The sequence below is a fragment of the Rhodococcoides kyotonense genome (assembly GCF_001645385.1).
GTDB lineage: Bacteria > Actinomycetota > Actinomycetes > Mycobacteriales > Mycobacteriaceae > Rhodococcoides > Rhodococcoides kyotonensis_B.
The window spans coordinates 454,318-466,496 of sequence record NZ_LVHI01000012.1 but is presented as its reverse complement, the minus strand read 5'-3'; the positions used below and the strand labels follow the sequence as shown (position 1 = coordinate 466,496).

Annotated in this window: 14 protein-coding genes and 1 riboswitch; of the genes, 7 read left to right on the top strand and 7 right to left on the bottom strand. The window is 66.6% G+C overall.

Annotated features, from left to right (window positions below):
- Positions 1 to 8 precede the first annotated feature (8 nt).
- Positions 9 to 197 (top strand): hypothetical protein, encoded by a 189-nt coding sequence (locus tag A3K89_RS10240; RefSeq protein WP_068424772.1) that lies wholly within the window; start codon positions 9 to 11, stop codon positions 195 to 197.
- Between the two features lie 60 nt (positions 198 to 257).
- On the opposite strand, the gene A3K89_RS10235 is transcribed toward A3K89_RS10240, so the two are convergent.
- The 3 genes from A3K89_RS10235 to A3K89_RS10225 all read right to left on the bottom strand — a co-directional run bounded on the left by A3K89_RS10235 (position 258) and on the right by A3K89_RS10225 (position 1,949).
- On the bottom strand, positions 258 to 872 hold the full coding sequence (locus A3K89_RS10235) for a transglycosylase family protein (RefSeq protein ID WP_068424769.1): 615 nt from the start codon (positions 870 to 872) through the stop codon (positions 258 to 260).
- A gap of 8 nt (positions 873 to 880) precedes the next feature.
- A riboswitch (cyclic di-AMP (ydaO/yuaA leader) is annotated at positions 881 to 1,071 on the bottom strand.
- Positions 1,072 to 1,349: 278 nt separating this feature from the next.
- Complete coding sequence (locus tag A3K89_RS10230) at positions 1,350 to 1,721, bottom strand: YccF domain-containing protein (protein ID WP_068424766.1); 372 nt, start codon at positions 1,719 to 1,721, stop codon at positions 1,350 to 1,352.
- Positions 1,722 to 1,733: 12 nt separating this feature from the next.
- Positions 1,734 to 1,949, bottom strand: coding sequence for a hypothetical protein (locus A3K89_RS10225; protein WP_068424763.1), 216 nt, complete (start codon positions 1,947 to 1,949; stop codon positions 1,734 to 1,736).
- 149 nt (positions 1,950 to 2,098) lie between these two features.
- On the opposite strand from A3K89_RS10225, the gene A3K89_RS10220 reads away from it, so the two are divergent.
- On the top strand, positions 2,099 to 2,512 hold the full coding sequence (locus A3K89_RS10220) for a cold-shock protein (protein WP_068424760.1): 414 nt from the start codon (positions 2,099 to 2,101) through the stop codon (positions 2,510 to 2,512).
- A gap of 18 nt (positions 2,513 to 2,530) precedes the next feature.
- Here A3K89_RS10220 and A3K89_RS10215 read toward each other — a convergent pair whose 3' ends face one another.
- From A3K89_RS10215 to A3K89_RS10205, 3 genes are read right to left on the bottom strand one after another with little or no spacing between them, the layout of a single operon-like run.
- Complete coding sequence (locus tag A3K89_RS10215) at positions 2,531 to 3,043, bottom strand: DUF2771 domain-containing protein (RefSeq protein WP_068424758.1); 513 nt, start codon at positions 3,041 to 3,043, stop codon at positions 2,531 to 2,533.
- Positions 3,044 to 4,627: an MFS transporter gene (locus A3K89_RS10210; protein ID WP_174551399.1), complete on the bottom strand. Its 1,584-nt coding sequence runs from the start codon at positions 4,625 to 4,627 to the stop codon at positions 3,044 to 3,046.
- Positions 4,628 to 4,671: 44 nt separating this feature from the next.
- The gene (locus A3K89_RS10205) at positions 4,672 to 5,472 is read right to left on the bottom strand and encodes a glutaminyl-peptide cyclotransferase (protein ID WP_068424755.1); all 801 of its coding nucleotides are present in this window, start codon (positions 5,470 to 5,472) and stop codon (positions 4,672 to 4,674) included.
- 60 nt (positions 5,473 to 5,532) lie between these two features.
- Between A3K89_RS10205 and A3K89_RS10200 the strand changes: the two genes are divergently transcribed.
- From A3K89_RS10200 to A3K89_RS10190, 3 genes are read left to right on the top strand one after another with little or no spacing between them, the layout of a single operon-like run.
- Complete coding sequence (locus A3K89_RS10200; RefSeq protein WP_371828794.1) at positions 5,533 to 6,447, top strand: DUF3027 domain-containing protein; 915 nt, start codon at positions 5,533 to 5,535, stop codon at positions 6,445 to 6,447.
- Positions 6,444 to 9,161, top strand: coding sequence for an ATP-binding protein (locus A3K89_RS10195; protein ID WP_068426064.1), 2,718 nt, complete (start codon positions 6,444 to 6,446; stop codon positions 9,159 to 9,161). Before A3K89_RS10200 ends, A3K89_RS10195 begins: the two co-directional genes overlap by 4 nt.
- A complete protein-coding gene (locus A3K89_RS10190; RefSeq protein ID WP_084423692.1) occupies positions 9,151 to 9,684 on the top strand; it encodes a phosphatase PAP2 family protein in 534 nt (177 codons plus the stop codon). The genes A3K89_RS10195 and A3K89_RS10190 overlap by 11 nt, the downstream gene beginning before the upstream one ends.
- A 254-nt stretch (positions 9,685 to 9,938) precedes the next feature.
- Here A3K89_RS10190 and A3K89_RS10185 read toward each other — a convergent pair whose 3' ends face one another.
- The gene (locus A3K89_RS10185; protein WP_068424753.1) at positions 9,939 to 10,193 is read right to left on the bottom strand and encodes a DUF2530 domain-containing protein; all 255 of its coding nucleotides are present in this window, start codon (positions 10,191 to 10,193) and stop codon (positions 9,939 to 9,941) included.
- Positions 10,194 to 10,210: 17 nt separating this feature from the next.
- Between A3K89_RS10185 and A3K89_RS10180 the strand changes: the two genes are divergently transcribed.
- On the top strand, positions 10,211 to 11,665 hold the full coding sequence (locus A3K89_RS10180) for an NCS2 family permease (protein ID WP_068424751.1): 1,455 nt from the start codon (positions 10,211 to 10,213) through the stop codon (positions 11,663 to 11,665).
- A 52-nt stretch (positions 11,666 to 11,717) separates the two neighbouring features.
- Positions 11,718 to 12,146: a MarR family winged helix-turn-helix transcriptional regulator gene (locus A3K89_RS10175; protein ID WP_068426059.1), complete on the top strand. Its 429-nt coding sequence runs from the start codon at positions 11,718 to 11,720 to the stop codon at positions 12,144 to 12,146.
- The last annotated feature ends 33 nt before the right edge of the window (positions 12,147 to 12,179 follow it).

Here is a 12,179-nt window from a genome sequence, read left to right as displayed (position 1 = left end):
ATGGGCGCATGGTGAACAAGTCGAAGAAGCCCTATGTCGATCCAGGCTGGCCCGAAACCGCTCGTGGCGATCACGCGGTGACCGAGCTCTCGTCCTCCCGATCGGGAGGCCTGTCCCCGTTCGGCGAGGAGACGGAGTTCCCGTTGCCGGTGGAGCAGCTGCCGTACGCGCACCCGGTGACCGTCGTCAACCGTTAGAAGAACAGATACGCGAAAGGCCCCCGAGAATCTCGGGGGCCTTTCGCGTACGTGCGGCGCTTACTGAGGCAGGAATGCCTTGTTGGCCTGGTAGAACTCGACGATCTGCGGGTCGAGCTGGATGCCCTTGGTCGCGTCCTGGATGAAGGACGTGATCTGCGGATCGTTGGTGATGGTCTGCACGGCGGTCGTGATGCCGTCGATGACCTCGGCGGTGCCGTCGACCGTCGGGATGCTGGTGAGGTCCGGAAGCTTCGGGGCTTCGGGAGCGGACTGCGGCGAGGCAGGAACGCTGCGCTCGGTGGGCGCGCTGCTCAGTCCGAGGCTCGACGAGCAGGAGGGCCATGCGCCCCAACCCTGCGATGCGAGGACCTTCTCGGCGACGGCGATCTGCTCTTCACGGGTGGCCTGGTTGGCCGACGCTGCATACTGTCCGCCGCCGTGCGACGTCCAGGTGCTCGGAGAGAACTGCAGGCCGCCCTGGAAACCGTTGCCGGTGTTGATGGCCCAGTTACCGCCTGCTTCGCACTGTGCGAGGCGATCCCAGTCCGAGTCGGGGGCCGCGTTCGCGGTGCCCGAGAAGGCGATACCCGCGGTGCCCATGATGGCGCCGGTGACGGCGACCTTGGCAACCGTGCGGCCGGTGGTGGTCGGCTTGCGATGACGTCCGCTCATACGAATTGAAATCCTCTCCACTGGCGCCTGCGAGGTCAGCTGTCGGGTTCGGGCTGAGAGGTAGCCCGGCCCGACCGTTCCGGAGGATCTGTCGGGCTTCACCCCAAGGAAATCGTTGCCCGGCAACGCTTTCCGGTTATCCGAGAGGACGTGTGGGTCCCCCGTCCTCGTCCCCTGGGTAGTTCGTCGAGGGTTCCGTTCCCGCGGGACGAGGTTGGGCGCTGCGGGTACGGATTCGGCCGAAGTTTCTCAGCCGCTGATGACCGTACTGAAGTTCCGCCGGAGTGTCACCATTTGGTAACTGTCGATTTCGGGGGACGCGGCCACAGTCGTTCGGGTAACGGAATGCGGGGCCGGCGAACTCCCAGCTAGCGGCGGTGATGCGTCGGCGTCGCCCGCTCGTTGCCCTTCCGTTATGCCGCTGTTATGTGACAGAAGTCACATCTAGCCGGAATGGGGCGGGAGGGGCTGAAGTGATCAGGCGTCGACGATGTCCTTGCCGAGTGGCATCAGGGAGATCGGGATCATCTTCAAGTTCGCGATCGCGAGCGGGATGCCGATGATCGTGATCGCCATCGCGACCGCCGTGACGATGTGACCGATCGAGAGCCAGATGCCGGCGACGATCACCCAGATCACGTTGCCGATCAACGACGCGACTCCGGCGGTCGGTTTCTCGACGACGGTCTTGCCGAACGGCCACAGCGCGTAGACGCCCACGCGGAACGACGCGATGCCGAACGGGATGGTGATGATGAGAATGCAGCAGACGATGCCCGCAGCGAAATAGCCGAGTGCCAGCCAGAGTCCGCCGAAGATCAGCCAGATGACGTTCAGGATCACTCGCACTTGTCGGCCCCTCTACCTCGCACGTCTACCGGACATCAGCGCAAACACTAGCGCCAGAACGAAGCCGAGGGGCGACGCGAGCATTGCAGTCAGATAAAGCCACAGTGGCGGTTCCTCGTTCGTGATCGCGGGAACGAGAAAGATGGCCACGATCGCCAGCAGGCCGACGGCGAAGATCGTCAGTGCGACGCGGAGCAGTGTGTTGCGGTGGGGGCGCGAATCGGGCACGTCACCAACTTAGCGGCTGGGCTGCGAACGAAAACGCAGATGCCTCGCAGATGCCCTCCGCTGTAGACTGCAGTATTCGCGTCCTACGTTCGTATGTGGGGCGCGACTGTTGTGTGGAAGTACTTCGAGCGAATGGACGGGTGAGCGCAGTGCCGACCGGCAAGGTGAAGTGGTACGACGTCGACAAGGGTTTCGGCTTTCTCTCGCAGGAAGAGGGAGAGGACGTCTACGTTCGTTCGTCTGCGCTTCCTCCCGGCGTCGAGGGCCTCAAGGCAGGCCAGAAGGTCGAGTTCGGCATGGCTGCCGGTCGACGCGGTCCTCAGGCGCTCAGTCTGAAGGTGCTCGAACCTGCCCCGTCGGTGCGGCAGAACAGCGCGAACCGGCGTGAGCCAGTGGAGCGCAAACACACTCCGGACCAGTTGCACGGCATGGTCGAGGACATGATCACGTTGCTCGAGGCAACCATTCAGCCGGAGCTGCGCAAGGGTAAGTACCCGGACCGCAAGACCGCGCAGAAGATCTCCGAGGTCGTGCGCGCGGTGGCCCGGGAATTGGACAGCTGAGCAAGAAACGATCTCCGCTCAGGCCGTGGCGATCGACCAGATCGCGTGACTGACGATCTCTTCCTGCTGGGTGTCGGTGTCGATGACGCCGGACGGCAGTCGGACCTCGACGCCCAGCAGCGCACGACCCTGGTCGTCGACCGGCGGGACCGTCACCGCCGAGGTCGAGTCGGGGAGGTACAGGGTGTCGGTTTCGACGGCGTCGCTTCCCGACTCGTCGGAGTACACGGCGGCGAGAATCCACGGCGCCGACGCGATCTCGCTCGGTAGCGACAGCTGGAGCGGACGTCCCTCGCGTACCGGCAGAGTGACGCTCTCGCCGTCACTGCCGCACAAAGGCTGGTCTACGGGGCAGTACAGGTAGGGCTGGACGTCGATGGTCCGGCCGTCGGCGAAAGCTGTGATGCTCGGTCGCCCGGAGGGTGCGTCCCGGACGAGGAGCGCCAACACCCCGACGAAGGCGACGAGCACGACGACGGCAACGGCCGCCCCGATTGCCAGGATCTTCTTGGTTTTCGGTGCGAGGTTCACTTAGCTCACGTTCTGTCGGGTGGCGGCGTCGGGAAAGGTCTGCTCGGCGTGCTCGGGACGGTTTCCGCCGAGCCCGGGCAGCAGCGACTTTCCTCGGTAGGTGAGGAAGGTCTGCGCGAGTCCGATCGTAAGTAATACCGAGACGACGGTGAAACCCAGCCAGTATTCGGTCGGCAGCAGCACGCCCAACGTTCCGCCGAGAACCCAGCAGAGCTGCAGAACGGTCTCCGAACGCCCGAATCCGGATGCGATGGATTCGGGCGGCAGATCGGATTGCAGCGACGCGTCGAGGGAGACCTTCGCGAGGGCGCTGGCGCAGGAGGCGACGAGAGCCGCCAGCGCAGCGGTCAGCAGACTGTCGGTGATGGCTGCGATGATCGCGAACGCCGTCACGGCGGCGGCGCAGCGCAGGACGACGATCGCGGGCCTGCCGAGCTTGATGCGCGCGCCCGCGGCGTTGCCGGCGAAGTTTCCGATCGCTGCGCCCGCGCCGACGAGTCCGAGCATCGCGGCCTGCTTGATCGGTTCGTGTTCGGTCTGCGATTTGGCGACGAACGCGACGTACAGCGTGAGGAACCCGGTCAGGATTCGAATCGTGCCGTTGCCCCACAATCCGACGATGACGGCTTTGCCCAGGGGCTGACGACGGTTCCTCGGGGCAGCGGCCGTCTGCTTCTCGCGTCGGATGACCTCGGTGACGGCGTCGTCGCCGTGGTAGCTGAGTGTCGCGGGGACCTCGCCCTCGGTGACCTCGACCCACGACGGGATCCGCATGCTCAGGTACGCGCCGAAGATCGTGATGGCGGCGACGAACCACAGCGCGCCCGACGACCCGGCGAGCCACGCGACCACGGCCGCGACACCGCCTGCGACGATCGTGCCGCCGATCAGACCGAACACGGTGAGCCGCGAGTTGACGCGGACGAGGTCGATCTCCGGTGGTAGCACCCTCGGGGTCACGGCACTCTTGAGCACCGCGAACGATTTGCTGAGTACGAGCATGCCGAGCGCCGCCGGGTACAGCACCCAACTGTCGAAGTTGAACACCAGGACCACCGCCAGCGTCGCGCGCAGCACGAACGACGTGGCCAGCGCGATGCGTCGGCCGTGTTGAAGTCGGTCGAGCATCGGGCCGATGAGCGGGGCGATGACGGCGAACGGCGCGATCGTGATGAGCAGATACAGCGCGACCTTCGTCTTGTCCTCGCCCGTCGCGGCCGAGAAGAACAACGTGTTCGCGAGCGCGACGGCCAGTGCCGCGTCGGACGCGAAGTTCGCCATCGTCGCGTACGTCAGAGCCGTCAGACCGGACTTGTCGGCGCCGTCGGCCTTGGCGGCTCGCTGGAACGCGCCGATGCCCTTGCCCGTCAGCTCGCGACTACGCATCGCGGCGACGCGGGTGACCGTCAGCTTGCGCGGCATCGGCGGCGGTTTCGGGCCCGACCCCTTACCGGGAGGAGGCGCCGGGGGATGCAGTGGAGGCAGCGGAGTGCGCCTGCTGGCCTGACGCGGCGCAGGTCGGTAGTTGTCGAATCCCGGGTGATCCTCACCCGGAGGGGTATCGGAGTGGCGGGGATCGGTCACGGGGTCAATTCTGTCCTAAAAATCGACGCGGCGAAGACACCGACTCACGGCTGGGGTGTGAACTGCACCTCGAACATCGTCGGCCAGAGCTTCCCCGTGACGAGAAACCTGTCGGTGCCGGGAATCTGCGCGATTCCGTTGAGCACGTCGGCACCCGCACGCTCGTCGGAGGTCATCGAATTCCAGAGCGGCGACGCGTCGATCATCTCGGTGACGCGCCCGGAGTCGGGGTCGATCCGGGCGATGTCGTCGCTCTGCCAGAGATTGGCATAGACGGAACCGTCGTCGGAGCATTCGAGTTCGTTCAGGTTGCTCAGCTGCTCGCCGTTCACTGTCACCTGGACCGACCCCGTCTCGTCGAACGACGCGGGATCGCGGAACGTGAGTGTCGACGAGCCGTCGCTCATGATCAGTCGGTCACCGTCGTCGCACAGGCCCCAGCCCTCGCCGTCGTAGACCACCTGCCGACGCTCCTGCAGCGTGACGGGATCGCGCTCGAACGCGACGCCGTCGCGCCACGTGATCTGCCAGAGGGAGTCTCCGGCGACGGTGAGCCCCTCGCCGAAATAGTTCGACGACAGGTCGACGCGTCGCAGTTCCTCGCCCGTCTCGAGGGACGAAACCCGTACGTACGACGACCCGTTGCGGCCGGTGCCCTCGTACAGTTCGTCGCCGGACACCTCGAGACCCTGGGTGAACGCCGTTCGATCGTGCTCCCGCGTCTGGACGACCGTCACGGTCGACGTCGCGGCGGTGGCGTCCGGCTCGTCCGTGGCTCCGGAGCACCCGATCAGCAGAACCGCCGCGGCGAGCAGACCCGGCACGGCCCGGAAGGGGACGGTCATCCGCCCATCATGGCAGGCCCGAACTGGGCGCATTCGACGTGATGCGGCAAAATGAACGACGTGAGTTTCGTATCGTCTCCAGAACTCGACCATTCGGACCGCGACGAAGCCGTGCGCGATCGGACAACCCAGCGTGAACCGGTTCGCCCCGTGTTGGCCGACGCCGTGGATCTGGCGCGGCAGGCGGTCGTCGACCTGGGCGAAGGCGGTATCGGTGAGTATCTCGGCGTGACGGCCGAGGACGAGAGTTCTGCCACCCATCGCTTCGTGAGCGACCTGCCCGGCTACCGCGGTTGGCAGTGGGCCGTCGTCGTCGCGGCACCCGAGGGCGCGGACACCGCGACCATCAGCGAGCTCGTTCTGCTGCCGGGCCCCGATGCTCTCGTCGCGCCCGAGTGGCTGCCGTGGGACGAGCGCATTCGCCCCGGCGATCTCGGTCCCGGCGATCTCCTTCCCCCTCGCGTGCAGGATCCGCGGCTCGTTCCCGGGTACGTCGCGACGGGTGACCCGCAGGTCGACGACGTCGCATACGAGCTCGGCCTCGGACGGACGCAGGTGCCGAGCCGTGAAGGACGTCTCGACGCGGCCGAGCGGTGGCACGACGGCGAATTCGGTCCGGGCAGCGAGATGGCGAAGGCCGCACCGTCGACGTGCGGTCTGTGCGGCTTCTACCTTCCGATCGCCGGGTCGCTCTCCGCCGCGTTCGGTGTGTGCGGCAACGAGTTCGCCGCCGACGGACGCGTCGTCCACGCCGAGTACGGATGCGGCGCGCACTCGGACACCGAGTTGCGCACCGGCGCAGGCTCGCCGCAGTTCGAGCCGTACGACGACGCCGTGCTCGACGTGACACCTCAGGAACCGCAACCGGTGCAGGAACCGGAACCGGCGCAGGAGACGGAAGCGCCGCAGGAGACGGAAGCGGCGGAGGCGTCGCAGGACGAGCAGCCGATCCAGGATCCGCAATCGACCACCTGAACGATCCTTTCGACACCGAAGCTCTGCGGGCCGGGGTCGTCTCGGCGTGGACGTCGTCGCCGACCCGGCTGCGAGAGGATGCGGCGACCGAGGCGGATCTGGTTCGCGCGGGATATCGCGATCGTCTGCTGACCGAGCTGGCGCAGAACGCTGCCGACGCGGCGGACCGAGCGGGGGTTCCCGGGCATGTGAAGGTGTGGTGCGTCGGCGACGCGTTGCACGTGGCCAATACGGGTGCCCCTCTCGACATCGAGGGTGTGCATGCGTTGACGGCGCTGCGTGCGTCGGCGAAGACGTCGGGGGTCGGACGGTTCGGAGTCGGCTTCACTGCCGTGCGTACCGTGGCGTCCGAGATCGAATTCCGTTCCGCGGCAGGCGGAATCGTGTTCAGTGCCGAACGGACCGGGCAGGTTCTGATCGACGCGGGTCTGACGGCCCCGGACGCGGGTATCCCGGTGCTCCGATTGGCGTGGCCGACGAACGAAGCGCCGGCGGAAGGGTTTGCGTCCGAGATCGTTCTGAAGCTACGTCACGATGCCGCACCGATGTTCGACGCGTTCCGGGCCGAGGCCGTCGACCTGCTCCTCGAACTCGACTCGTTGACGACGATCGACATCGACGACACGCACTTCGACTGCCGCACAACGGATATCGGAAACGGTGCGGCGCACCTGACCATCGGCGACCGAACCTGGTGGCAGTTTCGCACCGACCACGCGCGCTGGGTGGTGCCCATGAGCGACGGCGTCCCGGTGCCTGTCGACGCCGACGTTCTGCGCGCTCCGACGCGGTCCGACGAGGAATTGTCGTTGCCCGCCATCGTGATTGCCGACGTCGCGATGCAACCGGACCGCAGACGCACGCTGCCCGGCACTCCCGTCGAAGGGATCGCAGACGGCTACGGCCGCATGCTCGCCGCGCTTCCTGCTGCTTCACGGCCGTCGTTCGTGCCGAGGCCGGGTTTCGCGCGCAGTGAGGTCGACGGAGTGCTGCGCGAGCGGATCGTGCGTGAATGTGCCTCGGTCCCTTGGCTTCCCGGCGTCGACGGCAAGGATCTGATTCCGTCGCGGGCCGTCGTGTTGCCGGGACTGACCGACGAACTGGCCGAGGTGCTCGGGCCGGTGATGCCGGATCTCGCGGCCCCGTCGGTGTCCGGCCCGCGGCACGGCCCCGCCCTCGCGGCCGTCGACGTCCATCGAATCGGGTTGGCCAGGCTCGCCGACATGCTGTCCGGGACGTCGCACGAACCCCTCTGGTGGCACCGCCTGTACGACGCGTTGGCCCCGCTCGTCACCGACGGTGTCGCTCCGGAAGAGCTTGCGGCGCTGCCGGTTCCGCTGTCCGACGGCCGCACCGTCACGGGCCCGCGTACTACGGTTCTCGCGGTGGGAGCACGAGGGGTCGGGGGAGTGCACTGGGCTCGGCTCGTCCACCCGGACGCCGCCGCACCGCTGTTGACCCGGCTCGGCGCGACCGAGGCGTCGCCCGCGGAGTTGTTGTCCGATCCGGCGCTGCAGGTCGTGCTCGACGATCTGGACTGGGACGACGACGATGCCGTCGACGAACTCATCGCCACCGTGCTGTCGCTGGCCGACGGGCAGCGGGATTTGCCGTCGTGGCTCGGTTCGCTTCCGATCGAGGACACGGACGGTGAACTGCGCGCCGCCGACGAACTACTGCTCCCGGACGCGCCGCTGGTGCGATTGCTGTCGAGCGACTCGCCGTTCGGTGTCGTCGCCACGTCCGTGGTCGACAGGTTCGGCGCCGACGCGTTGCGGGCGGTCGGCGTCGGATGGGGTTTCGGCGTCGTCACCGAGGACCTGCCGACCGGACCGGATCACGATCTCGCCGACGAGGGCGCCTGGTGGGCGTCGTTGCGGGAAGACCCCGATGTGCTGATCGCCGTCCGCGACCTCGACCTCGTCGACGACGAACGCTGGCCCGACGCTCTGTCGCAGCTGGTCGAGGAGCGGACCACACGCGACCTGCTCGCCGATCGTGGCGGGTACACCGCGTGGTGGCTGCGTCGGCACGCTGTGATCGACGGCCATCGGCTCGGCCACTACCGTGCCCCGTCGGATCTGACATTCGCCGGCCTGCTGGATCCGCTCGACCATCCGCACGCCGACGACGTGGCGTCGGCGCTGGCGCCCGCGGTCTGCGACAGCGCGGAGTTCGCGTCCCTGATTCTGGACCGGCTCGCCGATCCGGCGCGTACTCCGACGCCGGCCGTCGTCGCGCGTGCGCACCGACTCGTCGCCGAGGCGGTGTCGTCGGGAGTCGTCGATCTCGACGATCTCGATCTTCCTCCCCGTGTGCGTGCGATGTCCGGGGCCGTGATCGACCCCGCCGACGCGGTGGTCGTCGACCGGCCGTGGTTCGTCGGCGTCGTGACGTCGGACGTCGCGGTGCTGTCCTCGATGGAATCGGCGGCGACGTTGGCGTCGATCCTGGACGTGCGCACTGCGTCGGAATCGATTCGCGCGGACGTCGTCGGCGTCGGACGCGTCAGTTCGTGGGATCGCGAGCCGGACGCGGTACTTGCCTGCGCGGCGCTGGGATCGGAGCTGCCGTCGGGACAGGTCGTCGTGCACCGAGAGTTGACCGTGCGCGTGACCGGCGCAGTCGAAGGCAGACGCCGGGTCGCGTCGTGGGTGACCGACGACGGCATCGTGCACTGTGACGAGAGCTGGGGGAGACCGCGTGGACAGTGACGTTCTGCAGTGGATGGTGGCGCACCGGGTGCCGTGGCTGACGGACGTCTTCTGGGCGATCACGACGCTGGGCAACACGGTGTCGATGTTCGTGCTGTCGGTCGTCGTCTGTGTCGCGCTGCTGGTGTCGAAACGAGTGCCCGACGCGATCATGGTCGGTGGCGCGATGCTGACCGGCTGGGGCGCGATGAGCCTCGGCAAGCTGCTGTGGGGACGTGACCGGCCCCCGATACCCGAACGTCTGGTGGAGATCTCCACCTATTCGTTCCCGTCGGGGCACGCGATGATGTCGGCGATCCTGGCCACGACGGTCACTGCACTGATGTGGCGGTCGACCGTGTCGTGGCGTCGGAATCCGGTGGTGCTGGTGTTACCCGCCGTCGCATCCCTGTCGATCGGCTTCTCGCGGATCTACCTCGGCGCCCATTGGACGACAGATGTTCTGGCGGGCTGGGTGTTCGGTGTTCTGTGGGGTCTTGCGGCGGTGGCGATTACCGCGCGAAGTCGCTCCGCTGTGCGATGACGAGCAACTCGTCGCGCATGGACGGGCTGGAGACGGCGTGTGCGCGGGCGTAGAGAGCGCGAAGCGAACGGACGTGATTGCGACGGGTACGGAACTGGGAAACGAGCTTCATGGCCTTGCTTTCGGGAATCGGTGCTGTTTCGAATCTGACATCACCGATGATCCGCGTTAAATCTGTGTTACACAACCGCGTTCGGCGGTGAATTTCCGCACGTCAAAGGCTGTTTTATGACGGCGATTACGTGACGGCGCTCTCAGGTCAATCCGCGTTGAGCGGTCTTGCTCCCGCGTCGTGCCGCGGCACGTTGGACCACGAAGAGTGTGAAGCCGAAGGCGCCCAGGACGATTCCGGTCAGACAGGTCGTCAGCGCGTCCGCCCATCGGTCGCCGCTGACCGCGACTACGACCGCGGCGACGATCCATGCGATTATTCCGACAGCGAGTACCGGCGCCGGATCCGTCAGGCGCGGGCTGAGCACACTTTCCCTGTCCGCACTCTGCCTGTCCATGAAGGTAGGTTACTCCCATGGCTTTCTCGTCCCGGCTGCTGGACAACTACTTCAAGATCACCGAACGAGGGTCCACGGTCGGCGCCGAAGTACGTGGCGGTCTCGTCACCTTCGTCGCGATGGCCTACATCGTCGTCCTGAACCCGCTCATCCTCGGTAGCTTCTCGCCCGACGACGCCGCGGCCAAGACCGACGTTCTCGGCAACATCCTCCCGGTGTCACAGGTCGCCGCGGTGACCGCGCTCGTGGCCGGCTTCATGAGCATTCTGTTCGGCATCGTCGCCAACTATCCGTTCGGCATCGCCGCCGGTCTCGGCATCAACACGCTGCTCGCCGTCACGATCGCGCCGCAGGTGACGTGGCCCGAGGCGATGGGCCTCGTGGTCATCGACGGCATCATCATCGTGCTGCTCGCCGTGACCGGGTTCCGTACCGCGGTGTTCAACGCGATCCCGTCGGAGCTGAAAGCCGCCATCGCCGCCGGTATCGGCGCGTTCATCGCGTTCATCGGTCTCGTCGACTCCGGCTTCGTTCGCCGCATTCCCGACGCCGCGGGCACGACGGTTCCGGTCGGTCTCGGTATCGACGGTTCCATCGCGTCGTGGCCGACGGCCGTGTTCGTCTTCGGTGTCCTGCTGATGGGCATCCTCGTCGTCCGAAAGGTGCGCGGCGGATTGCTGATCGGCATCGTCGTCACGACCGGCGTCGCGGCCGTCATCGAGGCTCTCACCGATGTCGGACCGTCCCAGGGCGTCGACCCCAAGGGGTGGAACCTGAGCGTGCCGATCCTGCCGGACACCCTCTTCCAGATTCCGGACCTGTCGTTGGTCGGTGACGTCGACCTGTTCGGCGCCTTCACCCGCATCGGCGTTCTGGCCGCCAGCCTTCTGGTGTTCACCCTCGTGCTGGCCAACTTCTTCGACGCGATGGGCACGATGACGGGTCTCGGCAAGGAGGGCAACCTCGTCGACGACAAGGGCAACCTGCCGGGTATCGGAAAGGCACTCGTCGTCGAGGGAACCGGCGCGATCGCCGGCGGTGCGGCATCGGCGTCGTCGAACACGGTGTTCGTCGAATCGGCGTCGGGCATCGCCGAAGGCGCGAGGACGGGCCTCGCCAACGTCGTCACCGGCGTGCTGTTCCTCGCGGCGATGTTCCTGACGCCGCTCACCGCGATCGTGCCGATCGAGGCTGCCGCACCTGCCCTCGTGGTCGTCGGCGCGCTGATGATCGGGCAGGTCCGCGACATCGATTTCACCAAGTTCGAGGTGGCCCTTCCGGCGTTCCTGACCATCGTCGTCATGCCGTTCACGTTTTCCATCGCAAATGGAATCGGCGTCGGTTTCATCACCTGGGTCGTACTCGCCGTAGCCGCTCGGAAGGCGAAGTCGGTTCATCCCTTGCTCTGGGTCGTGGCAGCGCTCTTCGTTGCATATTTCGTCGTCGGACCCATCACTGACGCGGTTACGTGAGCCCGAACGCGGCTCTAGGCGTAATCTCTCCGCTGTGACGTCGGGATACAGCGTGAAGGACAACCGTGAACTGGCAAGTGATCTGTCGCTTGCCGTCGTGCGATTGACTCGCCATCTCAGGGGGCGCCGAGTCGATTCGCAGGTGTCGTTGACTCAGCTGTCGGCTCTTGCAACCTTGAGCCGCGAAGGGGACATGACGCCAGGGGCACTCGCCACGCGCGAGAAGGTCCAGCCGCCCTCGATGACGCGGGTCATCGCGTCGCTGGCCGAACTCGGATTGGTCGTGCGCACTCCGCACCCCACCGACGGCCGTCAGGTGATCGTCTCGCTGTCCGCGGCGGGCAAGGAACTGATCGCCGACGAGGCCAGCGCACGCGAAGCATGGATGACGGCTCAGTTGGAGGGGTTGGACGAGCCGCAGCTGGCGGTGCTGCGCGACGCCGTCACCATCATCGGCGCCTTGGTGAGCGACTCGGAGTAAATCGTTACCTAGGGTTAGTATCTAAAGAGTGCC